At 72.1% G+C, this 21518-nt stretch carries 25 protein-coding genes; 11 read left to right on the top strand and 14 right to left on the bottom strand.

Features of this window, described 5'->3' with window-relative positions:
- Positions 1–91 precede the first annotated feature (91 nt).
- The 5 genes from OO60_RS40670 to OO60_RS40650 form a co-directional block, all read right to left on the bottom strand.
- Positions 92–1759: a hypothetical protein gene (locus tag OO60_RS40670; RefSeq protein WP_244885653.1), complete on the bottom strand. Its 1668-nt coding sequence runs from the start codon at positions 1757–1759 to the stop codon at positions 92–94.
- A 157-nt stretch (positions 1760–1916) separates the two neighbouring features.
- On the bottom strand, positions 1917–2900 hold the full coding sequence (locus OO60_RS40665) for a Ppx/GppA phosphatase family protein (protein ID WP_003062716.1): 984 nt from the start codon (positions 2898–2900) through the stop codon (positions 1917–1919).
- A gap of 112 nt (positions 2901–3012) precedes the next feature.
- Positions 3013–3702: a response regulator transcription factor gene (locus tag OO60_RS40660; protein ID WP_003062718.1), complete on the bottom strand. Its 690-nt coding sequence runs from the start codon at positions 3700–3702 to the stop codon at positions 3013–3015.
- Complete coding sequence (locus OO60_RS40655) at positions 3699–4940, bottom strand: sensor histidine kinase (protein WP_033263362.1); 1242 nt, start codon at positions 4938–4940, stop codon at positions 3699–3701. Before OO60_RS40655 ends, OO60_RS40660 begins: the two co-directional genes overlap by 4 nt.
- A gap of 145 nt (positions 4941–5085) precedes the next feature.
- Entirely contained in the window at positions 5086–5946 is an 861-nt protein-coding gene (locus tag OO60_RS40650) for an oxidoreductase (protein WP_033263361.1), read from the bottom strand.
- 67 nt (positions 5947–6013) lie between these two features.
- Between OO60_RS40650 and OO60_RS40645 the strand changes: the two genes are divergently transcribed.
- Genes OO60_RS40645 through OO60_RS40640 form a run of 3 tightly spaced genes read left to right on the top strand, consistent with a single transcriptional unit; the run spans position 6014 to position 7001 of the window.
- The gene (locus tag OO60_RS40645; protein ID WP_033263360.1) at positions 6014–6652 is read left to right on the top strand and encodes a helix-turn-helix domain-containing protein; all 639 of its coding nucleotides are present in this window, start codon (positions 6014–6016) and stop codon (positions 6650–6652) included.
- Entirely contained in the window at positions 6649–6807 is a 159-nt protein-coding gene (locus OO60_RS46825) for a hypothetical protein (RefSeq protein WP_156081358.1), read from the top strand. Before OO60_RS40645 ends, OO60_RS46825 begins: the two co-directional genes overlap by 4 nt.
- The gene (locus OO60_RS40640; RefSeq protein WP_033263359.1) at positions 6780–7001 is read left to right on the top strand and encodes a hypothetical protein; all 222 of its coding nucleotides are present in this window, start codon (positions 6780–6782) and stop codon (positions 6999–7001) included. Before OO60_RS46825 ends, OO60_RS40640 begins: the two co-directional genes overlap by 28 nt.
- A gap of 116 nt (positions 7002–7117) precedes the next feature.
- Here OO60_RS40640 and OO60_RS40635 read toward each other — a convergent pair whose 3' ends face one another.
- The 7 genes from OO60_RS40635 to OO60_RS40605 all read right to left on the bottom strand — a co-directional run bounded on the left by OO60_RS40635 (position 7118) and on the right by OO60_RS40605 (position 14267).
- A complete protein-coding gene (locus OO60_RS40635; RefSeq protein ID WP_003062725.1) occupies positions 7118–7867 on the bottom strand; it encodes a phosphoglyceromutase in 750 nt (249 codons plus the stop codon).
- Positions 7868–8287: 420 nt separating this feature from the next.
- Positions 8288–9154, bottom strand: a complete 867-nt coding sequence (locus OO60_RS40630) for a DUF4349 domain-containing protein (protein WP_051767959.1) — start codon at positions 9152–9154, stop codon at positions 8288–8290.
- 70 nt (positions 9155–9224) lie between these two features.
- The gene (locus tag OO60_RS40625; RefSeq protein WP_003062728.1) at positions 9225–9737 is read right to left on the bottom strand and encodes a type III secretion system chaperone family protein; all 513 of its coding nucleotides are present in this window, start codon (positions 9735–9737) and stop codon (positions 9225–9227) included.
- Positions 9734–11038 (bottom strand): D-inositol-3-phosphate glycosyltransferase, encoded by a 1305-nt coding sequence (gene mshA, locus OO60_RS40620; RefSeq protein ID WP_209441427.1) that lies wholly within the window; start codon positions 11036–11038, stop codon positions 9734–9736. Before mshA ends, OO60_RS40625 begins: the two co-directional genes overlap by 4 nt.
- A gap of 18 nt (positions 11039–11056) precedes the next feature.
- The gene (locus OO60_RS40615; RefSeq protein ID WP_004559467.1) at positions 11057–11872 is read right to left on the bottom strand and encodes an alpha/beta fold hydrolase; all 816 of its coding nucleotides are present in this window, start codon (positions 11870–11872) and stop codon (positions 11057–11059) included.
- 3 nt (positions 11873–11875) lie between these two features.
- Complete coding sequence (locus OO60_RS40610; RefSeq protein WP_004559466.1) at positions 11876–13054, bottom strand: L,D-transpeptidase; 1179 nt, start codon at positions 13052–13054, stop codon at positions 11876–11878.
- Between the two features lie 157 nt (positions 13055–13211).
- Positions 13212–14267: a UDP-N-acetylmuramate dehydrogenase gene (locus OO60_RS40605; protein WP_004559465.1), complete on the bottom strand. Its 1056-nt coding sequence runs from the start codon at positions 14265–14267 to the stop codon at positions 13212–13214.
- A 24-nt stretch (positions 14268–14291) separates the two neighbouring features.
- On the opposite strand from OO60_RS40605, the gene OO60_RS40600 reads away from it, so the two are divergent.
- From OO60_RS40600 to purU, 5 genes are all read left to right on the top strand, one after another.
- Positions 14292–14798, top strand: coding sequence for a DUF2505 domain-containing protein (locus tag OO60_RS40600; RefSeq protein ID WP_004559464.1), 507 nt, complete (start codon positions 14292–14294; stop codon positions 14796–14798).
- Positions 14777–15577 (top strand): hypothetical protein, encoded by an 801-nt coding sequence (locus tag OO60_RS40595; RefSeq protein WP_004559463.1) that lies wholly within the window; start codon positions 14777–14779, stop codon positions 15575–15577. The genes OO60_RS40600 and OO60_RS40595 overlap by 22 nt, the downstream gene beginning before the upstream one ends.
- 63 nt (positions 15578–15640) lie before the next feature.
- Positions 15641–16342, top strand: coding sequence for a DedA family protein (locus tag OO60_RS40590; protein ID WP_004559462.1), 702 nt, complete (start codon positions 15641–15643; stop codon positions 16340–16342).
- Positions 16239–16526 carry a maleylpyruvate isomerase N-terminal domain-containing protein gene (locus tag OO60_RS46155; RefSeq protein ID WP_081656035.1) on the top strand — a complete coding sequence of 96 codons (288 nt, stop codon included), beginning with the start codon at positions 16239–16241 and terminating at the stop codon, positions 16524–16526. Before OO60_RS40590 ends, OO60_RS46155 begins: the two co-directional genes overlap by 104 nt.
- 23 nt (positions 16527–16549) lie before the next feature.
- Complete coding sequence (purU, locus tag OO60_RS40585; RefSeq protein ID WP_004559461.1) at positions 16550–17416, top strand: formyltetrahydrofolate deformylase; 867 nt, start codon at positions 16550–16552, stop codon at positions 17414–17416.
- Positions 17417–17470: 54 nt separating this feature from the next.
- Here purU and OO60_RS40580 read toward each other — a convergent pair whose 3' ends face one another.
- Positions 17471–18520, bottom strand: a complete 1050-nt coding sequence (locus OO60_RS40580) for an NAD(P)-dependent alcohol dehydrogenase (protein ID WP_004559460.1) — start codon at positions 18518–18520, stop codon at positions 17471–17473.
- 88 nt (positions 18521–18608) lie between these two features.
- Between OO60_RS40580 and OO60_RS40575 the strand changes: the two genes are divergently transcribed.
- Genes OO60_RS40575 through OO60_RS40565 form a run of 3 tightly spaced genes read left to right on the top strand, consistent with a single transcriptional unit; the run spans position 18609 to position 20472 of the window.
- Positions 18609–19220: a TetR/AcrR family transcriptional regulator gene (locus OO60_RS40575; RefSeq protein WP_004559459.1), complete on the top strand. Its 612-nt coding sequence runs from the start codon at positions 18609–18611 to the stop codon at positions 19218–19220.
- A gap of 9 nt (positions 19221–19229) precedes the next feature.
- Positions 19230–19844: a pyridoxamine 5'-phosphate oxidase family protein gene (locus OO60_RS40570; protein WP_004559458.1), complete on the top strand. Its 615-nt coding sequence runs from the start codon at positions 19230–19232 to the stop codon at positions 19842–19844.
- 4 nt (positions 19845–19848) lie between these two features.
- Entirely contained in the window at positions 19849–20472 is a 624-nt protein-coding gene (locus OO60_RS40565; protein WP_004559457.1) for a haloacid dehalogenase type II, read from the top strand.
- Here the strand turns inward: OO60_RS40565 and OO60_RS40560 are convergent.
- Positions 20469–21476 carry an NADP-dependent oxidoreductase gene (locus OO60_RS40560; protein WP_004559456.1) on the bottom strand — a complete coding sequence of 336 codons (1008 nt, stop codon included), beginning with the start codon at positions 21474–21476 and terminating at the stop codon, positions 20469–20471. The two genes, OO60_RS40565 and OO60_RS40560, sit on opposite strands and share 4 nt — an antisense overlap.
- Positions 21477–21518: the final 42 nt, after the last annotated feature.

Below are 21518 nucleotides of genomic sequence, written 5' to 3'. Positions count from 1 at the left end.
AATGACTCATTCGGGACCTCCGACGTCCCGAATGAGTCATTCGCGACACCGCGGCGCGGGGTGGTGCCGGGTGGCGGGGTGGTGCCGGGTGTCAGCGCCCGACGAGCAGCAACGCCGCCGGCGAGACCGTCACCACCAGGCCCACCAGCACCGCGAGCACCGTCGTCTGCAGGTCTTCGGCGCGGCGGATCTTCCGCACGATCCAGACCAGCGCGACGACCACCAGCAGCGCGGCGACCAGCGCGGCGGCCGGGATGTTCACCCACAGCCAGTTGAAGCCCAGCCAGACGGCGGCGCCGCCGACCACGCCCATCGCCAGCTGGCCGGCCAGCGCCAGCCACTGCTTGCCGGGCGAGGCCGCCGGCTCCGGCTCCGCGACCGGCTCGGGGACGTCGTCGTACTCGTCGTCCTCGTAGCCTTCGCCCTGCTCGTAGCCGTAGTCGTCCTGCTCGAAGTCCGGGCCGTCCGCCGGGTAGCCGTCGGCGAACTCGCGCTCGTAGGGCTCGAGGTCGTCCGGGATCGGCGCCCGCGAGGCGCGGTCGCCGGGCGCGAACGGCATCGGCGGCGGGTACGCGCCGGTCGGCGGCCCCGCGTCGTAGGCGGCCTGGTAGCCGCTGCTTTCCGGGGCGAAGCCGTCGGGCTCGAAGTCGTCCTCGGGGTAGCCGTCGGCCGGGGTGTCGGTGGGCACCGCCGGCATCACGCCGATCTCGGTGTCCTCCATCTGCTCCTTCTGCCGCCGCTTGCGCCAGTTCGCCAGGCCCGCGGGCGAGGACGGCTCCGGCGGCTCGGGCTTCTTGCCCTTCGGCGGCACCGGCGGGGACGGCGGTTCGTCGTCGGGGATCGCCGAGAACTGCTCGGTGTGGTCTTCGCGCTTCGGCTCGGGACGGCGCGCCGGGGCACGGCGCGGGCGGCCGGGCGCGGCGGGCGGCGTCGCGAAAGTTCCACTGGCCATCGGGCCCGGCGGGACGTCGATCTCGGCGTCCGGGGTGCCGTTGAGGCCGTCGAGCCGGGCCGAGAGCGGCCCGCCGGGCGGCGGGGGCACCGGGAGCTGCTGGGACGGCTGGGGCGGCGTCGGCAGCTGCTGCGACGGCTGCGGCGGGCCGGGGCGGCGCCGGACCGGCGGGACGGCACGGGTCTCCTCGGCCGACGGCGGGACCGGCAGCTGCTGCGACGGCTGCGGGGGCGCCGGCGGCTGCCGCCGGGGCGCGGCGCGCGGCGGCACGGGCAGCTGCTGCGACGGCTGCGACGGCTGGGGCGGCGCGGGCGGCTGCGCCGGCTCCGGCGGCCGCGCGAACTGGCCGGACTCCTGCGGCGGCCGGGCGAACTGGCCGGACTCCTGCGGGACCGGGCGCGCGTACTGGCCGGACTCGGCGCCGCCCGGGGCGGGCCGCGCCGGGGGCGGCGGCACCGGCCGCGGCAGCGGCTGCGAGTCCTGGGGCACCGCGCGGGGCGCGGGCGGCGGCGGGGGTGGCGGCTCGGCGCGACGACGTCCGGCCGGACGGGCCGGTGGCGCCGGCGGGGGCGGGGTGCCCTCCGCGGCCACCCGGTCGATGATCGCCTGCGGTCCGGTGTCGCTCACGCCGGGACGCCGGTGCGAGCCGGTCGCGCCGGGCGGGGCCTCGGGGGTGCCGGGTTCGTCGTCGTCATCGGCCGCGCGCCGGCGCCGACGGCGTCCGCCGTCGACCTGGGCCCCGTGCTGGGCGAGCAGCTCGGCCACGGTCTTCTGCGGCGGCTGGTCGCCTCCGGTCTGGTCCGTCATACCTGGTAATCCCCTGCGCGCTCCGGGTCCTCGGCACCTCGCGGGGAGGTCCCCGACGGCAGCTCGGGGGCGCAGCGCGCGCTGTACGCCGTCCTCTGCATGTCCGTCACCTCTCCACCGTGCCCATCTTCTGCGTGCGAAGTCCAGCCGTGTGCTTTCACCGGTCCTCCTGTGCGCCGAAGCGCCCCGCGAGGGCGGCTCCAGTCTCATCCGCGCCGGTGGAATGGTCCAGCCGCCGCAGGATGACACCCTCTCGCAGAGCCCACGGGCAGATCTCGAGTTCCGGCACCCCGAGCGCCCGCATCGTGGCCTGCGCGACGAGCGCACCCGCCACGAGCTGGTGCGACCGGCTCGAACTGACGCCCTCGAGCTGCGCGAGATCGGCCGACGGCATCCGCGAGATGAAGGCCAGGAGCTGGCGCAATGCGGTGTCCGTGAGCGTACGTCGCACGCGCGGGCCCGCCGCCGAGGGGGCGGCGCCGGTCAGCCTGGCGAGCGAGCGGAACGTCTTCGACGTGGCCACGACCCGATCGGGTTCACCCCATTTGGTGACCTTGCGCGCGAGGTCGGTGAGCTGGTCGTCCAGCCACGCGGACGTGGCGACGAGCTCCGAGCGCGTCGGCGGGTCGTGCTTGAAGCGGGTGCGCGTGGTGCGCCCGGCCCCCAGCGGCAGGGATTCGGCGAGCACGGGCTCCTCGTCGCGGCCCATCGCGACTTCGAGGGAGCCGCCGCCGATGTCGAGCACCAGCAGCTGACCGGCCGACCAGCCGTACCAGCGGCGGACGGCGAGGAAGGTGTGCCGCGCTTCGTCGACCCCGGAGAGCACCTGCAGGTCGACGCCGGTTTCCTCGGCCACCCGGGCGAGCACCTTCGCGGAGTTCTTCGCCTCGCGGACGGCCGAAGTGGCGAAGGCCATGACTTCTTCGCAGCCGAGCCGGGCGGCGGCGTCCTTCGCGGACTGGACCGCGGTGCAGAGCTCGTCGGCACCGGCGCGGCTGAGCTCGCCGCCCCTGGTGATCCGCTCGGCGAGGCGCAGCACGGACTTTTCGGAATGCATCGGCGTCGGGTGGGCGCCCCGGTGGGCGTCGACCACGAGCAGGTGGACGGTGTTGGAACCGACGTCGAGTACCCCTAGGCGCACGGGTGTCCACGGTACCGGGCCCAGCGCCAGGTCTCGAACATGTAACCGAAAACACTCGGTGCGGTACCGCCCCGGCGCGCCTCCACCGGGGCGATAGCCCACCAAAAAGGACTTACGTCTCGAACTTGTAGCCCAGCCCGCGAACCGTCACCAGGTGCCGCGGCGAGCCCGGGTCCGGTTCGATCTTCGAGCGCAGCCGCTTCACGTGGACGTCCAGCGTCTTCGTGTCGCCCACGTAGTCCGCGCCCCACACCCGGTCGATCAGCTGGCCGCGGGTCAGCACCCGGCCGACGTTGCGCAGCAGGTACTCCAGCAGGTCGAACTCCTTCAACGGGAGCGACACCTCCGCGCCGTCCACTGTCACCACGTGGCGCTCGACGTCCATCCGGACCGGTCCCGCCGAGAGGACCAGCGGGGCCAGCTCGCCCTCCGAACCGGGCTCGCCGCCGCGCCGGAGCACCGCGCGGACCCGCGCGATCAGCTCGCGCGCCGAGTACGGCTTCGTCACGTAGTCGTCCGCGCCCAGCTCGAGGCCGACGACCTTGTCGATCTCGCTGTCGCGGGCGGTCACCATGATGACCGGCACGGCCGAGCGCTGGCGCAGCTGCTTGCAGACGTCGGTGCCGCTCATCCCGGGCAGCATCAGGTCGAGCAGCACGATGTCGGCGCCGTTGCGGTCGAACTCCTCCAGCGCCGCCTGGCCGGTGCCGGCCACGGCCGCGGTGAACCCTTCCTTGCGCAGCAGGAAGGCGAGGGGGTCGGCGAACGACTCCTCGTCCTCGACGATGAGAACCCTGGTCACAGGTTTCCTCCATGATCTGGGCTGTCCTGCCCGGTAACCACGAGCCTCTGGGTGCGCTCGGGGGTCTTCTCCTGCCGCGGTGCCGGCGAGGTCTTGGCGGCCCGCGCCGGCTCCGGCGCCGGCTCGGGGCTGACGTGCGCGGGGATGCGCAGGGTGAACGTCGAGCCGGTCCCGGGGCGGCTCCACAGCCCGACCGAGCCGCCGTGGTTGGCCGCGACGTGCTTGACGATCGCCAGCCCGAGGCCGGTGCCGCCGGTGGCGCGGGAGCGGGCCTTGTCGGCCCGGTAGAAGCGCTCGAACACGCGCTGCTGCTCCTCTTCGGCGATGCCGATGCCGCGGTCGGTGACGGCGATCTCGACCATGCCGTCGGCGAGCCGCCGGGAGATCGACACCGGGCTGCCGGCCGGCGAGTACGCGACGGCGTTCTCCAGCAGGTTCGACAGCGCGGTGACCAGCAGCGTCCGGTCGCCCTCGATGAGCAGGCTGCTCGGGTTGTCGGTGGTGATCCGGATGTCGGCCGACTCGGCCGAGAGCGTGGTGCGGCCGAGCGCTTCGCGGACGACCGCGTCGACCTCGACGACGTTGAGGTCGGGCAGCCGTTCGGCGCCCTGCAGCCGGGACAGCGCGATCAGCTCGGTGACGAGCTGGCCGAGCCGGGTGGACTCGCGCAGGATCTTGCCGCCGAAGCGGCGGACCTCCTCGACGTCCTCGGCGGCGTCGAGCACGGCCTCGGTGAGCAGCGCGATCGCGCCCACGGGGGTCTTGAGCTCGTGGCTGACGTTGGCGACGAAGTCGCGGCGCACGGCCTCCAGCCGGATGGCCTCGGAGTGGTCGACGGCCTCGACGACGGTGAAGCCGTCGCCGAGCGGCCGGACCTGCCCGAGCACCGCCTCCGGCTGGCGGCCGCGCGCTTCGAGCGGCGAGAGATCGATTTCCAGCGGTTCGTCGGTCTCGGTCACCTGCTCGGCGGCCTTGCGGGCCCGCGGGTCGGCCTGGTTGACCTTCACCAGGCCCAGCTCGTAGGCGCGCGGGTTGTGCAGCACCATGTCGCCGAAGCGGTTGAGCACGACGATGCCGTTGGTCGAAGAGCGGACCAGCCGTTCGAGGAGCTCCGCGACGGTCGGGCCCGGCGGCCGAGCCTCTTCCCGGCGGGTGCGCGCCCGCGCGACGAAGTAGCCGACCACCGCACCGGCCACCAGTGCGCCGATGGCCAGTGCAAGTGAAACAGGCGTGGTCACGGCCCGATCGTAAGCTGAGAAGTGGCCCTTCGGCCTAGCGTTGTCCGCCTTGTCGTGAGCACCGCGACACCTGCGGAGGACATGTTCGCCGGGGCTTCAGGCCACGTTCACCCGATCGAATCCCCGGCGAGACATTCCGGGTGAATCACCCGAGGGTGGCCAGGTCCTCGGCGGTGAGTTCGATCGCCGCCGCGGCGACGTTCTGTTCGAGGTGCGCGAGGTCACCGGTGCCCGGGATGGCGAGGACGTTCGGCCCCTGGTGGAGCGTCCACGCGAGCTGCACCTGCGCCGGGGTGGCGTCGTGGCGGCGGGCGACCTCGGCGACCCGCGCGTCCTCGCCGGTCCCGCTCGCGACGGCGAAGAAGGGCACGAAGGCGATCCCCCGCTCGGCGCACATCCGGACGAGTTCGTCGTCCTCGCGGCGGGCGGTGAGGCCGTACTGGTTCTGGACGCAGACGACGGGCGCGATCGCCAGCGCCTCGGTGAGGTGCTCCGGGCTGACGTTGGAGATGCCCAGCTCGCGGATCAGCCCGGCTTCGCGCAGTTCGGCGAGGGCGCCGAAGCCGTCGGCGAGCGAGCCTTCCCCGCGGTCGAGGGCCTGGCCGATCCGGTAGTTGACGACGTCGAGGTGGTCGAGGCCCAGCTCGCGCAGGTTCTCCTCGACCTGGGCGCGCAGCTGCTCGGGCCGGGCGGTGTAGAAGGTGCCCTCGTAGTCCCGGCCCGGGCCGACCTTGGTGGTGATGACGAGGTCGTCGTACGGCGCCAGCGCGGTGTTGAGCAGTTCGTTGGCCGAGCGCGGCCCGGCGAAGTAGAACGCGGCCGTGTCGAAGTGGTTGACGCCGAGCTCGACGGCCCGGCGCAGCACGGCGAGGGACGTCTCGCGGGCGCGGATGCCGCCGTCCGTGGTGGACATCAGGCGCATGGCGCCGAAGCCGAGCCGGTTGACTTCGAAGGAGCCGAGCTTCCAGGTGCCCGCGGCGGCGGCGGGCGTGGTGTTCGTGGTCATGGCTCCAGCCTTCCGGCGCGGCCCGCGCGACCACCGGGTTTGGCATCTTGCTGCCACACTGGAATGCGTGGAGAAGGTGACAGACGTCGTCATGGTGCGCGGCGAAGCGGAGCTGTTCGAGCGGACGGCGCACCTGTTCGAGGCCGCCACGGAGATCTCGTGCGCGGCCCGCGACCTGCACACGTGGTCGGTGGCGCAGCCGACGACCACGGAGCGGGAGCACTCGATGCGCGGGATGACCGTGCGCAAGATGTACCAGCCCGCGGTGCTGCTCGACCCCACTCTGGCCGGGCACCTGCGGCACATGGCCGACAACGGCGCCCGGATCCGGATCACCGAGCGCGAGGTCAACGAGACGATCATCCTCGACCGCCGGATCGCGATCGTGGCCGGCGACCACGTCGGCGGCGTCCGCGGCTACACCGTGATCAGCAGCCCGGCCCTGGTCCAGGGCATCCAGTCGCTGTTCGAAGCGGCCTGGCACGGCGCGACCGACCTCGAGGCGTACCAGGCGAGGTTCACCGAGCTGGGCGCGCGGGAGATCCTGGAGCAGCTGGCCTCGGGCTGCAAGGACGAGACGGCGGCCCGGGTCCTCGGCGTCAGCCTGCGCACCTACCGGCGGCGCGTGGCGGAGGTGATGGAGCTGCTCGGCGCGTCCTCGCGCTTCCAGGCCGGCGCCAGGGCCCGCGAGGCCGGTCTGCTGTGAAGCGGATGCTGCCGGCGCTGGTCCTGCTGACGTCCGCGTGCACGGTGACCGGCACGGCCGTGCCGGTCGGCGGCAACCTCGCGCTGGTCGACACGAGCCGGCGCAGCCGGTGCGCCTGGTCACGCGGGTGCGAGAGGCAGCGGCACTGGAGCTGACCGGCGACCGGGTCCGGGACCTGGCATTGCTCGACCAGGACAGCGGCACGTCGAAGGGCGTGGCCAGGGTTGCGTTCACCGCGATCCGGGACGGCGGGCACTGGCGGCTCTCGGACATCGCGGTCGACCCGGCGCAACCGGCGCCCGCAGCGCGGGCGGGACGCGCGATGCGGCGCCGGCGGGCGCCCGCTTGACCGCCGAGCTCGACGTCGTCCACACCGGCGGCACCTGGAAGGCGACCGCCGTCCACCCGGTCACCGCCGCCTGAAAGCCGTGAAGGCCGCATCGAGGCGGCCTTCACGGACTCAGCTCAGCGGCCCTGGTTCGCCACCGCGGCGGCGGCTTCCTTGGCGGCCTCGGGGTCGAGGTACTCGCCGCCCGGCTTGACCGGCTGCAGGTCGGCCGTGAGGTCGTAGCGCAGCGGGATGCCGGTGGGGATGTTCAGGCCCGCGATGTCGGCGTCGGAGATGCCGTCGAGGTGCTTGACCAGCGCGCGCAGCGAGTTGCCGTGCGCGGCGACCAGCACGGTCTTGCCCGCGCGCAGGTCCGGCACGATCTCGGACTCCCAGTACGGCAGGAGCCGCTCGACGACGTCCTTGAGGCACTCGGTCAGCGGGGCGTCGTCGCCGAGGTTGGCGTAGCGGGGGTCGCCGGCCTGGCTCCACTCGTCCTTCGGATCGATCGGCGGCGGCGGGGTGTCGTACGAGCGGCGCCAGAGCATGAACTGCTCCTCGCCGAACTCGTTCAGCGTCTGCTTCTTGTCCTTGCCCTGCAGCGCGCCGTAGTGGCGCTCGTTGAGGCGCCAGTCGCGCTTCACCGGGATCCAGTGCCGGTCGGCGGCGTCCAGCGCGATGTTCGCGGTGGAGATCGCGCGGCGCAGCAGCGAGGTGTGCACCACGTCCGGGAGCAGCCCGGCACCGGCCAGCAGCTGACCGCCCTGGCGGGCTTCGCCCTCGCCCTGCTCCGACAGCGGTACGTCCACCCAGCCGGTGAACAGGTTTTCCGCGTTCCACGTGCTCTGCCCGTGCCGCAGCAGCACCAACGTCCCAATCTCGGCCATGGCCAACAGCCTGCCAGAACGCACCACGCAGCCGACTGGTGACCTCGTCCTACCCAGAGTGTGTTACTCCGAAGTAACACTTCACCCTTCGACAAGTCCGTTCGCCAACAACGCGCAAAATTCCGGCTACCCACTGCGTTCTGTTATCGCTCAGCGGTAAATTCACTCGAACGGGCTAGCCAGTAGCCTTGTGATTACCCGCCGGGATCTGACAGGTTGACTACGTCCCGAGCGGCCGGATTCCACGCACTCCCCGGCCGGTTTCGGGCTTTGACCGCGGCTCGTCTCCCCCTGCCGAGCCGCGGCCCGCCCGGCCCCGTTGGCACCCCCCTCGTCACCGGGTCCTGATCGGCGGGAACTTCAGCGGGGCGGCTCGAGATCGCGACTCCCCCCTCCCTCGAGCCGTCCCGCCTGTTCCGCTCAGCCCTCGCCCGGCTCCGGCGCCGGGACGACGCGGCGCCGCCGGTGCAGCCACCACGCGAGCCAGCCCAGCGGCGCGAGGAAGAGCAGGAACGGCGCGATCGCCCCGAGCACCGTCAGCAGGCCGCCGCCGAACACGAGGAACGCGTGCCAGCCCCCGGCCAGCCCGCCGAAGAAGCCGCTGTGGTCCTCGCCGGGCGGCGGGGGCGCGGCGACGCTGCGGACGGTCATCGCCACGGTCGCCATCGCGACGCTGCCCGCCAGCGAGTTCCGCTGCTGCTCGAGGGATTCCAGCGTCGCCTCGCGGCTCGTCAGCTCGCTTTCGACCGACGCGATCTCGGACACCGAAGTGGCCCGCGCGAGCAGCGCGCGGATCCGCTCCACCGACGCGCGCTGCGTCGCCAGCCGCGCTTCGACGTCGACGACCTGCTCGGTCACGTCCTGGGTGTTCAGCTCCCGTTTGACCAGGGCCGTGCCCAGGTGCGAGAGCTGGTCGAGCACGCCGTCGAGCTTGTCCGCGGGCACCGCGAGGCTGAGCGTCGCCGACTCGTCGCCGGTGCTCTCCTGCCCGGTGTAGCCGCCGGCGCCCTGCGCGATCCCGCGGGCCTGCGCGACGACGTCGGTGACCTTGGTGGCGGTCAGTTCGAGCCGGGCGCTGCGCGAGAGCTTGCGGTCGGTGGCGCCCGCCTGCGGCGGGGTCACCTTCTCCGCCCCGGATTTGCCGCTGCCCTGCTGCGGCGCGGCCGGGACCGGCCCCGACCCGGCACTGTCCGCCGTGGACGATGCCCCGTTCTCCGCCGCCGAGCACCCGGCCAGCGCGAACGCCACCGCGGCCGCCGCCAGCCCGGCTCTCCATCGAGTCCGCATTCCGCGTCTCCCTCCAGTTTCGACTGGCGAGGAGACGGATGTCCGGTTCAGGGCCGTTGCACGGCCCGGGTCACGACTCGGTCAAGCCCGGTTCGTGCGGCCGCTCGGGCGCGACGAGGTGCTTGAACGCCTGGAGGTTGGCGAGTGATTCGCCGCGGGAGACGCGCCAGTCCCACTCGCGCTTGATCGACGTCGCGAAGCCCAGCTCCAGCAGCGTGTTGAAGTCACCGTCGGCCGCTTCGAGGACCTGGCCGAGCACCTTGTCGAGCTCGTCGGCGGTCAGCGTGTCCTTGCCGAACCGGCCGACCAGGTAGATGTCCCCGAGACTGTCCACTGTGTAGTGGACGCCGTATAGCTTGGCGTTGCGCTGCAACAGGAACCGGTAAACGTCCTCATGGGACTCGTCGGGACGGCGGCAGACGAACGCCTCCACCGAAAACGCGTGGTCGCCGTCGACGAGCCACGCGTTCGTCTGCAGCTTCTTCGTCCCCGGCAGCGTGACGAAGTACTTGCCAGGACCGCGTTTGTCGTACTCCAGCCCGGCAGAGTCCAAAGTAGACTGGATCAGCTGGTCCAGGCTCACACCGCCACCTCCGCGCGCAGGTCCAGCGCGTTCCGGAACGCGCTCGTGGCCTGAGCATAGATGTCCAGCAGCGCATCCGTCGTACGGCGCCAGGAGAACCGGCGCGCGTGCACGACGGCGTTGGCGGCGAGTTCGGCACGCCGGTCCGGGCGCAGCGCGACGGCGGCCAGCGCGTCGGCCCACTCGTCGGCGCCGTGCCCGGGCACCAGCAGCCCGGAGACGCCGTGCGGCACCGCCACCGGGAGCCCGCCGACCTCGGCCGCGACCACCGGCGTCCCGCACGCCTGCGCTTCGAGGGCGACCAGGCCGAACGACTCGTTGTAGCTCGGCACCGCGACGACGTCGGCGGCGCGGAACACCCGGGCGAGCCGCTCGCCCGGCTGCGGCGGCAGGAACCGGACCTGCCGCTCGATGCCCAGCGAAACGGCCAGCTCGCGCAGGGCCTGCGGCTGCTCCAGCCCGGTTCCCGACGGCCCGCCGACGACCAGCACGACCAGGCGCGAGGCCAGCTCGGGGCGGCGGCGCAGCATCGCGGCCGCGGCGTGCAGCAGCACGTCCGGCGCCTTCAGCGGCTGGATCCGGCCGGCGAAGGCGAGCACGACGTCGTCGTCGGCCAGGCCGAGTTCGGCGCGGGCGAGGGACTGGGAGCCCGGGGTGAAGCGTTCGAGGTCGACGCCCGGCGGCACGGCGTGCACCGCGTGCGGCTCGGCGTCGTAGAGCTCGATGAGCTGGCGGGCTTCGACGGCGGTGTTGGCGACCAGCCGGTCGGCCTCGGCGACCACCTGCTCCTCGCCGATCACGCGGACGCGCGGCTCGGGCTTGTCGCCCTCGGCGAGCGCGGCGTTCTTCACCTTCGCCAGCGTGTGCGCGGTGTGCACGAGCGGCACCGACCACCGGTCGCGGGCGAGCCAGCCGACCTGGCCCGAGAGCCAGTAGTGCGAGTGGATGAGGTCGTAGTGACCGGGCTCGTGGAAGGCCTCGGTCCGCAGTACGCCGGAGGTGAACGCGCACAGCTGCGCGGGCAGTTCGTCGCGGCCCAGCGGCTCGAACGGGCCGGCCTGCACGTGCCGCACGGTCACCCCGGGGGCCAGCTCGGCCACCGGCGGCTGGCCGGACGCGGTCGCGCGGGTGAACACCTCGACCTCGACGCCGCGGCGGGCCATCTCGGTCGCGGTCTGGCTGACGTAGACGTTCAGCCCGCCGGCGTCGCCCGTCCCGGGCTGCTCCAGTGGCGAGGTGTGCACGGACAGCACCGCGATCCGGCGCGGCGCAGCGCGGAACCTTCGGATGTTGCTGGTCACCTGGTCACGTCTCCTGCTTCAGCATTCCTCGGCGAACTGCCGGAGCACCGCGTCGAACTCGGCCGCGGACTCGGCGAAGGGCGCGTGGCCCCCGTCAACGAACCAACGCCCGGTGGCACCCGGAATCTTCCCGATGGTGTGTTCGGCCGCCGAGGGCTCGATCACGCGGTCGGCCGTGCCGTGCACGACCAGGGCCGGGACGTCGATCGCGGCCAGCACGTCCTCGTTGCCGGCGTCCCGGCGGAACAGGGCCGAGCGGACCGGCGGCGGCACGCTCAGCGACGCGCCGAGCAGCGCCTGGACCTGCGCGCCGGGCACCGGACCGGCCACCATGCCGCGGCTGAACGCGGTGAGCGCCGGGACCGCGATGTCCGGGTCGTCCGCGAGCATCGCCCGCATGTGCTCGCGCATCAGCGCGCCGACGCGCCCGCCCGGCCGGTCGCGGCCGATCTCGGTGATGGCGCCCACCAGCACGATCCCGCGCAGGCGTGCGGTGCCGTGCACGCGGATGTGGTCGGTCAGCACCAGGCCGCCGTAGGACCAGGCGACGACGATCGCGTCCGGGCCGGCGAAGTCGAGCACCGCGGCGAGGTCGTCCGCCCAGACCCGCGGGTCGTCGTAGCCCGCGGCGGGGACGTCGGAGGCGCCGTGCCCGCGGAGGTCGACGGCGACCAGCCGGAACCGCTCGGTCAGCGCGGGATCGGCGAGCTGCGCGGCCCAGCAGCCGCCCGACTGCGCCCAGCCGTGCACGAACACGATCGGCCTGCTGTTCCCGGTACCTTCGACCCGCAGGCCGAGCCGGACCCCGCCGTGCCCGACGACTTCGGTGCGCACGGGTTACTTCGCACCCAGCCCTTGCCAGGCCGACCAGCTGAAGTTCCAGTCCTTGACGTCCGAGTTCATCGGCGGGGACAGCTTCGAGCCGGTGATCTCGACCGGGTCGCCGATCATCGCCGAGTCGAAGTAGTCCTTGGCGTCGGCCTCGAGGAGGTTGACGCAGCCGTGGGAGTTGTTGTTCTTCCCGATGTTGGCCGCGTTGTCCTGGTTCTCGTGGATGTACTCGCCGTGGTTGGAGAACCGGCAGGCCCACTTCTTGTTGACGTTCGTGTAGCCGTAGCGGGCGTTGTCGAAGACGGCCGTCGGCTCCTTGGTCATGATGATGTAGGTGCCGTTCGGGGTGTTGCGGTCGACCTCGGCGTCCAGGCCGTTCGCGCAGGGGTAGCTCTTGACTTGCGAGCCGCCGCGGTAGACGTGCATCTGGTGGTCCGGGGTGTTGACCTTGACCACCTGGTTGCGGCCGATCTTGAACTTCGTGGTGACGTCGGCCTTGCCGTACGCGCCGCCGCCCAGGTCGACGCCGTAGAGCTTCGCCTCGACGTTCACGGTGATGTTCTCCGGCCAGTACTCCTTCGGCCGGTAGTCGACCTGCCGGTCGGAGAGCCAGCCCCACGCGCCCTCGATCTTCTTGTCCGTCTTCACGGTCAGGGCCTTCTCGACCGCTTTGCGGTCCTTGACCGCCGAGGCGAACTTGACGCTGATCGGCATGGCCACGCCGACGGTCTGGTTGTCGGCCGGGTTGAGCGTGGCGCGCACCTGCGTGGCCGGGTTGAGCGTGGTGAAGCTGCCCTTGAACTCGACCGGCTTGCCGTCGCTGCCGGTGGCCTTGGCCGAGTAGGTGTAGGTCTTGCCGTAGCCGAGCGACTCGGAGCTGGTCCAGGTGAGGCCGTCGGGCGAGAGGTCGCCCTTGACGTCCTTGCCGCCGTCGGCGCTCAGCTTGCACTCGGTGAGCTTGCCGTCGGCGACCTTCAGCACGGCGGGCGTGAGCACCGGGACGTCCTTGGCGTTCGCGGCGGGCTCGGCCGTGATCTTCGCCACAGGCTGCGCGCCACCCTCGCCGTCGGCGCCGGCCGCGCCGGTGGGCAGCGCGGTGCCGTCGTTCGTGCTCGAACACGCGGCGGCGACCAGTGCGGCCCCAGCCGCCAAAGCGGCCTTGAACACCGTACGCCGTTCGATCACCGCAACCTCCCGAAATCCCCCGCCGACCAGCGGGCACACGCCTTTAGCGCTGGTCGCCCGGCCGACGTTACCCGCCGGCCGGTCAAGACCAGCCGATCAGGTGGCGACACTTTGTCGACAAAGACGTATCAGACACGGATGGGTTGCCCGGTTTGACTCAAATCACGCAGTTGATCAGCAGCGGTTCGGGGTGCAGCAGGACGCCGAAGCGCGCGAAAACGCCGTCCCGGACCTCCCTGGCCAGCGCCAGCAGGTCCTCGGTCGTCGCGTCGCCGCGGTTGGTCAGCGCGAGGGTGTGCTTCGTCGACAGCGAAACCCGGTTCCCCGGTCCGGGGTACCCCTTGCCGAAGCCGGCGCGCTCGATCAGCCAGGCCGCGGACAGCTTGACGCCGCCGTCGGCCGGGTACTGCGGCACGTCGGCGCCGACGGCCGACGTGATCCGTTCGAGGACCGCCTCGGCTTCGGCGCCCGGCACGATCGGGTTGGTGAAGAACGAGCCCGCGCTCCACGTGTCGTGGTCGTCCGGGTCGAGCACCATGCCCTTGCCACGACGCAGCTTGAGGACGGCTTCGCGCGCTTCGACGGCCGGGACGCGCGCGCCGATCTCGACGCCGAGCGTGCGGGCCAGCTCGGCGTAGCGGATGGGCGCGGAGAGACCGTCTTCGCGGACCTCGAACCGGACCGACAGGACGACGCCGGTGTCGGTGCCCTTGAGGATGCTGGTGCGGTAGGCGAAACCGAGCTCGCCGGCCTTGAGCGTGCGCACTTCGCGCGTCACGCGGTCGTAGAGCTCCAGCGAGACGATCGACTCGGCGACCTCGCAGCCGTACGCGCCGACGTTCTGGATCGGCGTCGCCCCGACGCTGCCGGGGATGCCGGACAGGCACTCGAGCCCGCCCAGCCCGGCCCCGACCAGCGCGGCCACGAACGCGTCCCAGTTCTGGCCCGCCTGGACCTCGACGTGATCGCCGTCACGGCGCCAGCCGGTGTTCGCCACTTCGATGAGCGTGCCGTCGAACCCCGCGTCGCCGACCACCAGGTTGGAGCCGCCGCCGAGCAGCAGCACCGGCTCGCCCGCCGCGTCCGCCTCGCGGACGGCCGCGACGAGGTCTTCGCTGGTCACGGCGCTGACGAACCGGCGGGCGGGGCCGCCGAGGCGCAGCGTGGTGTACGCGGCGAGCTTCGGGAGGGCGGGAGTTCGGGCGGAGTTCACGCGTCTGACGGTACTGTCCGGCTCATGGGATCCCGGATCGAGCACCGCGCCGAGTTCGCCGCCGACGTCGCGTCCACGTACGCGGCCGTCGCCGGCGAGGACGCGCTGCGGGCCCGCCTGGAGGAGATCGGCGGCCACGGCGCGGCGCTGCTGGCGTACGAGGTGTCGGGCACGGACCTGCGCTACCAGCTGCGGCAGGGCATCAGCGCGGACAAGCTGCCGCAGGCGGTGCGGACGCTGCACAAGGGCGACCTGGTGGTGACGCGCACGCAGACCTGGCGCGTCAGCAACGACGGGACCGGTCACCAGGGCAACGCGTCCGTCGAGGTCGGCGGCGTCCCGGGCGAGATCAGCGCGCGGACGGCGTTGCTGGCCAACGGCGACAAGACTGTGCACCGGACCAGCGGCGAGGTGACGGTCCGGATCCCGCTGTTCGGCGGGAAGCTGGAGAGCGTGATCGCCGAGCAGGTCACGAAGCTGCTGGAGCGCGAAGCCGAATTCACCGCGAAGTGGCTGACCGACGCAACCTGACCCCGGTCGGCGCGCCGACCCGCGGCACCACCAACCCCAACCGCCTGCGCCGGGTCGACCGGTGGATCGCGGCCGCGCCGCCGACGTCCCGGCTGCTGCGCGCGGCGGCGTCCCCGTTGGTCGTCGACCTCGGCTACGGCGCCTCCCCGGTCACGACGGTCGAGCTGGCGCGCTGGCTGCGGCGGGTCCGCCCGGACGTCCGGGTGCTGGGCCTGGAGCTGGACCCTTCTCGCGTGGCTGCTGCGCTGCCCGCCGCGTCGCCGCCCTTTCTGGACTTCCGCCGCGGCGGGTTCGAGCTGGCCGGGACGCGGCCGGTGCTGGTGCGGGCGTTCAACGTGCTCCGGCAGTACGCGGAGGACGAGGTCGCGGGCGCGTGGAACCTGGTGCTGGATTCGATGCCCCCCGAGGGTCTCCTGGTGGAGGGCACGTGCGACGAGATCGGCCGGCTGGCGACGTGGGTGCTGGTGTCCCGGGCCGGCCCGGTGTCGCTGACGCTGTCGATGCGCCTGGCCGGGCTGGACCGCCCGTCGACGATCGCCGAGCGGCTGCCGAAGGCGCTGATCCACCGGAACGTCCCCGGTGAACGCGTCCACGCGCTGCTGTCCGAGCTGGACACCTGCTGGGCGACGGCGGCCCCGCACCAGGCGTTCGGCGTGCGGTCGCGGTGGCTCGAAACGGTCCGGCTGCTGGCCGCGCGGGGCCGGCCGGTGCTGGGCCCGCCGTCGCGGATCCGGCTGGGTGAGCTGACAGTGCCGTGGGCGTCGGTCGCCCCCGCCTGAACGTTCACCGGGTCACCCCCGCTGCGTCACCCCGAAGTGACCTTCGGTGATCACCATTGAGCCGTGGAACTCCTGGGGCACGTCACCGAGCTGCTGCGCGATGCGCTCGGTTCGCCGTGGCTGTGGGTGCTCGTCTTCGCCGTGTCCGGGTTGGACGCGCTGCTGCCCTTCATGCCCAGCGAGACCACTGTCGTCACCGTCGCCGTCCTGCTCGGACCCGATCCCGCGCGGCTGACCCTGCTCGCCGCCGTCGCGGCCGTCGGCGCGTGGGCCGGTGACTGCCTCGGGTACGCCGTCGGCCGGTCCGCGGGGCCGCGGGCGATCGCGCGGCTGCAGCGGGGACCGGAGGGCCACCGTCGGTACGAATGGGCGCGTGACCAGGTGCACCGCAACGGCGGGCTGCTGATCATCGCGGCCCGCTACCTGCCCGGCGGCCGCGTCGCCAGCGCGCTCGCCAACGGCAGCCTCGGCTACCCGCTGCGCCGGTTCGTGCCGCTCGACGCCGCGGGCGCGGCGATTTGGGCGGTGTACAGCGTGCTGATCGGTCTCGCGGGCGGAACCGCCTTCGCCGAGGAGCCGGCCAAGGGCCTGCTGCTGTCGTTCAGCCTGGGCCTGGGCCTGGTGTTCGCCATCGAGGCCGGACGGCGGCTACGGTCGGCGCATGCTCGAAGCGATCGACGTCCACGCCGACGCGCTGAAGCGGGCGGCGCTGGCGGCCGGGCCGGCGGCGCCGGTGCCGAACTGTCCGAAGTGGACTGTCCATGACCTGGTGACGCACATCGCTTCCGTGCACTGCGCAGCCATCGGCCTGGTGCTGGACCGGCCGGGTGCCGGGTTCAGCCAGGTGCAGCAGCGGACCGAAACGTCGCGAATGACTCATTCGGGACGCCGGAGGTCCCGAATGAGTCATTCGCGACACCGGGGACCCGCCCACCTCCCGGCGCTCTGACCTGCGCGGGGGAGAATGCCCGGGTGACCGCTCCCGAACGCCGCTACGTCATCACCTTCGGCTGCCCCGACCGCACCGGCATCATCGCCCGGATCTCCGGGTTCCTCGCCGAGCACGGCGGCTGGATCGTCGAGGCGGCCTACCACACCGACCCGGACACGGGCTGGTTCTTCACCCGCCAGGTGGTCCGGGCCGACTCGCTGCCGTTCGACGCCGCCGAGCTGCGCGCCCGGTTCGGCGAGGTGGCCGGGGAGCTGTCCGCCGAGTCGAGCTGGCAGGTCAGCGACACCGGCGAGCGGCGCCGCGCGGTGATCCTCGTCTCCAAGGCCGGGCACTGCCTGTACGACCTGCTCGGCCGGGTCGCCTCCGGGGAACTCGACGTCGACGTCGCCGCGGTGATCGGCAACCACGACTCGCTCGCCGACATCACCCGCGCGCACGGCATCCCGTTCCACCACGTGCCGTTCCCGGCCGGGGACAAGGCAGCGGCGTTCGAGCAGGTCCGGAAGCTGGTCGACGAGCACGACCCGCACGCGGTGGTGCTGGCCCGGTTCATGCAGATCCTGCCCGCGGACCTGTGCCGCGAGTGGGCCGGCCGGGCGATCAACATCCACCACAGCTTCCTGCCGTCGTTCATCGGCGCGAAGCCGTACCACCAGGCCCACACCCGCGGGGTGAAGCTGGTCGGCGCGACCTGCCACTACGTGACGGCGGACCTCGACGCGGGCCCGATCATCGAGCAGGACGTCATCCGCGTCGACCACGGCGACTCGGTGGAGGACATGGTCCGCAAGGGCCGCGACATCGAGAAGGTCACCCTGGCCCGCGGCCTCCGCTGGCACCTGGAGAACCGCGTCCTGGTGCACGGCAACCGGACCGTGGTCTTCTGACGCCGGTCGTGAGTGTTTAGGCGGGTTAGAACCCGCCTAAACACTCACGAGGGGTCACGCGCCGATGGTCGACGCGTCGATGACGAAGCGGTAGCGGACGTCGGAGTTCTCGACGCGCTCGTAGGCCTCGTTGACCTTGTCCGCCGGGATCGTCTCGATCTCCGCGCCGATGCCGTGCTTCGCGCAGAAGTCCAGCATCTCCTGGGTCTCGGCGATGCCGCCGATCATCGAGCCCGCCAGCACCTTGTTGCCGCCGAGCAGCGAGAAGGCGTTGTAGTTCAGCGGCTCGCCGGGCGCACCGACGTTGACCATCGCGCCGCCGACCTTGAGCAGGCTCAGGTAGGCGTCGATCGGCAGCTTGGCCGACACGGTGTTGAGGATGACGTCGAACTTGCCCTTGAGGACGTCGAACGTCGACTCGTCGCTGGTCGCGTAGTACTCCGAAGCGCCCAGCTTGAGGCCGTCCTCCTGCTTCTTGAGGCTCTGGCTCAGCACGGTCACCTCGGCGCCCATCGCGGCGGCGATCTTGACGCCCATGTGGCCGAGGCCGCCGAGGCCGATCACGGCGACCTTCTTGCCCGGGCCGGCGCCCCAGTGGTGCAGCGGCGAGTAGGTGGTGATGCCCGCGCACAGCAGCGGCGCGGCGACGTCGAGGTCGATGCCCTCGGGGATGCGGCAGACGAAGGCGTCCTTCACGACGATCTGGTTGCTGTAGCCGCCGTAGGTGTTCTCGCCGTCGAAGCCGACGCCGTTGTAGGTCTGGACGTTGCCCTTGACGCAGAACTGCTCGGTGCCGGCCAGGCAGTATTCGCACTCGCCGCAGGAGTCGACCATGCAGCCGACGCCGACGCGGTCGCCCACCTGGTACTTCGTGACGTCCGAGCCGACCGCGGCGACCACGCCGGCGATCTCGTGGCCCGGGACCATCGGGAAGATCGCCTGGCCCCAGTCCTCCTTGGCCTGGTGGATGTCGCTGTGGCAGATGCCGGCGTAGGCGATGTCGATCAGCACGTCGTCGGGACGCAGGTCACGGCGCTCGATCGTGGTCGGCGCCAGCGGCGCGCCCGGCGCCGGAGCGGCGATGGCGTGCGTGGTGGTGCTCATGGAACCCTCCAAGTTCAAGTACCGTCGTTGTAAGAGGTCTCATACATGTCCTACGTAAGAGCCCTCTTACATATTTCGAACGAGAGATGTGATCCAGGTCATGGGCGGCAAGTACCACCACGGCGACCTCCGCGGCGAACTCGTGCGCGTCTCCCTGGACCTCATCGCGGAGCAGGGCCTGGCCGGCTTCTCGGTCGCCGAGGTCGCCCGGCGCGCGAAGGTCAGCCCCGGCGCGCCGTACCGGCACTTCGCCTCGCGGGAGAGCCTGCTCGCCGAGGTGGCGGGCACGATCGCGTGCCAGCTGGCGGACCGCGTCGGCGCGGCGGCGGGAGAGCACGAAGACCCGGCGGACGCCCTGGCCGCGGCGGCGGGCGCGTACACGCGCTACCTCATCGAGCGCCGGGCCGGGATGAACGTCCTCTACGCCGAGGGCCTGCACGGCCCGGAGCACGTCGGCCTGCACGAGCAGACGCGGCGGCTGACCGACGAGTTCCTCCTGCGCTGCCTGACGGTCGCGCCCGATCCGGCGACGGGCCTGGAGCTGATGGAGCAGCTGTTCACCCAGGCGCACGGCTACGGCACGTTCCAGCTCGACGGCGTCTTCGTGAAGCACGGCTACTCGGTGGACCTGGTGGTGAAGAAGTCCACGGACGCGGCGAAGATCGTGATCAAGGGCAGGATTGTCGGTGGCGACCGCTAGCTTGGGGGCATGGGGACCATCGACACGCACGAGGCGCTGCGCGAGATCATCGGCGAAGCGGCCGAGCGGACGCAGCAGAAGATCATCGGCCACCTCGACGAGCACGCACGCAACCTGATCGGGCATTCGCCGTTCGTCCTGCTGGCGACAGCGGCCCCGGACGGCAGCTGCGACGTCTCACCCCGCGGCGACCCGGCGGGTTCGGTGCTGGTGCTCGACGAGAAGACGCTGGTACTGGCGGACCGGCCGGGCAACAAGCTGGCCGACAGCTTCCGCAACATCGTCGACAACCCGCACGCCGGGCTGCTGTTCCTGGTGCCGGGCATGAACGAGACCCTGCGGGTGAACGGCCGGGCGAAGCTGGTCTCGGACGCGCCGTACTTCGATTCCCTGGTGGTCAAGGGAAAGCGCCCGAAGCTGGCGGTGGTCGTCGAGGTCGAGCAGGTGTACATGCACTGCGCGAAGGCATTCCTGCGCTCGTCCCTCTGGGACCCGGCGACCTGGCCGGACCGGGCCACGCTGCCGACCCTGGGCACGATCCTGCGCGACCAGATGGACCTGCCGATCCCGGCGGCCGAGCTGGACGCGAGCCTCGACCACCGGTCGCTGACCGAGCAATACTGACCGAATGCTGTGCGTGTTCGACGTCAATGAGACCCTGCTCGACCTCACTCCGATGGACGCGCTGGTCGGCGGCCCCGAGCTCCGGCGCGAATGGTTCGGCCTCGCCATCCACACGGTCCTCACCGTCACCGCGACCGGCGGCTACCGCGACTTCGCGGGCATCGCCGGCGACGCCGCCATCGAGGTCGCCGCCCGGCACGGCCGGGAAGTCGATCTCGCCAAGGTCGGCGAGGGGCTGCGCAGCCTGCCCGCCCACCCGGACGTCGAACCCGGCCTGGCGAAGCTTCGCGAACAGGGCCACACCCTCGTCGCGCTGACGAACTCGCCGCTCGCGACGGCCGAGGCGCAGCTGCAGAACGCCGGGCTGGCTGCCCTGCTCGACCGGATCTTCTCGGCCGAGCAGGTCGGCAGGCTCAAGCCCGCACCGGAGCCGTACCGCCAGGTCACGGCCGCCTACCCCGGCCAGACCGCGGTGATGATCGCCGCGCACGACTGGGACATCGCGGGCGCCCAGGCGGCGGGGCTCGAGACGGCCTTGCTCACCCGTCCCGGCGTCCACCCGCTGCCCGGTTCGCCCGCGCCCACCTACACCGCGCCGACCCTGCCGGAGCTGGCCGCGCTCCTCTAGTCGGCGATGCGGACCAGCATCTTGCCGGTGTTGGCGCCCGACAGCAGGCCGAGGAACGCCTCCGGCGCGTTGCGGATGCCGTCGACGAAGGTCTCCGAGTACTTGATCTCGCCGGAGTTGACCAGCGGCGCGACCTCGCTGACGAACTGCTGCTGCAGGCCCCAGTGGTCGAGCACCAGCAGGCCGCGGATGGTGAGCCGCTTGGCGATGACCTGCGCGAGGTTGCGCGGCGCCGGCGTCGGCTCGGTCGCGTTGTACTGGGAGATCATCCCGCAGATCGCGATCCGGCCGTGCAGGGTGATCGCGTCGATGGCCGCCTCGAGGTGCTCGCCGCCGACGTTGTCGAAGTAGACGTCGATGCCCTCCGGCGCCGCTTCGTGCAGCTGCGCGGCGACCGGGCCGTCCTTGTAGTTGAAGGCCGCGTCGAAGCCGAGGTCGTCGATCAGGTGGCGGACCTTCTCCGCCGACCCCGCCGAGCCGATGACGCGCTTGGCGCCCTTCAGCTTCGCGAGCTGGCCGACCAGCGAGCCGACCGCCCCGGCCGCGCCGGAGACGAACACGGTGTCACCCGGCTTGAACTCGGCCGACTCCAGCAGGCCGGCGTACGCGGTCAGGCCCGGCATGCCGAGCACGCCGAGGTACGTCGACAGCGGCGCGGCGGTGGCGTCCACCTTGACGTAGCGCCCGGCGTCGAGCACGGCGTGGGTGCGCCAGCCGGCCTGGTGCAGCACGTGGTCACCCGGCTTGACGTCGTCCACGTTCGACTCGACGACCTCGCCGACCGCGCCGCCGGACATGACCTCGCCGACCTGGAACGGCGGCGCGTAGGACTTGACGTCCCGCATCCGGCCGCGCATCGCCGGGTCGACGCTCATGATCAGGTTGCGGACCAGGATCTGACCGTCCCCCGGCGTCGGCACCTCGGTGTCGACGATCTCGAAGTTGTCGTGCGTCGGAACGCCTTCCGGACGCGAGGCCAGCCGGATTTCGGTCGCCGTGCTCATGTCGGATCTCCTCCATGTCTCGAAGCGGGGCAGACGCCCCGG

Source organism: Amycolatopsis vancoresmycina, assembly GCF_000716785.1.
In the GTDB taxonomy this organism is placed as follows: Bacteria; Actinomycetota; Actinomycetes; order Mycobacteriales; family Pseudonocardiaceae; genus Amycolatopsis; species Amycolatopsis vancoresmycina.
The sequence above is the reverse complement of the archived record's forward strand: the minus strand, read 5'-3'. Positions and strand labels throughout refer to the sequence as shown.

What these genes read in the sequence shown, in the direction of transcription:
- OO60_RS46155 (WP_081656035.1), top strand. Translation starts at nt 16,239, where the DNA reads ATGCTCGAAGCGATCGACGTCCACGCCGACGCGCTGAAGCGGGCGGCG.
- OO60_RS40650 (WP_033263361.1), bottom strand. Translation starts at nt 5,946, where the DNA reads ATGACCACGAACACCACGCCCGCCGCCGCCGCGGGCACCTGGAAGCTC.
- OO60_RS40560 (WP_004559456.1), bottom strand. Translation starts at nt 21,476, where the DNA reads ATGAGCACGGCGACCGAAATCCGGCTGGCCTCGCGTCCGGAAGGCGTT.
- OO60_RS40600 (WP_004559464.1), top strand. Translation starts at nt 14,292, where the DNA reads ATGGGATCCCGGATCGAGCACCGCGCCGAGTTCGCCGCCGACGTCGCG.
- OO60_RS40670 (WP_244885653.1), bottom strand. Translation starts at nt 1,759, where the DNA reads ATGACGGACCAGACCGGAGGCGACCAGCCGCCGCAGAAGACCGTGGCC.
- OO60_RS40580 (WP_004559460.1), bottom strand. Translation starts at nt 18,520, where the DNA reads ATGAGCACCACCACGCACGCCATCGCCGCTCCGGCGCCGGGCGCGCCG.
- OO60_RS40630 (WP_051767959.1), bottom strand. Translation starts at nt 9,154, where the DNA reads ATGCGGACTCGATGGAGAGCCGGGCTGGCGGCGGCCGCGGTGGCGTTC.
- OO60_RS40635 (WP_003062725.1), bottom strand. Translation starts at nt 7,867, where the DNA reads ATGGCCGAGATTGGGACGTTGGTGCTGCTGCGGCACGGGCAGAGCACG.
- OO60_RS40570 (WP_004559458.1), top strand. Translation starts at nt 19,230, where the DNA reads ATGGGGACCATCGACACGCACGAGGCGCTGCGCGAGATCATCGGCGAA.
- OO60_RS40565 (WP_004559457.1), top strand. Translation starts at nt 19,849, where the DNA reads ATGCTGTGCGTGTTCGACGTCAATGAGACCCTGCTCGACCTCACTCCG.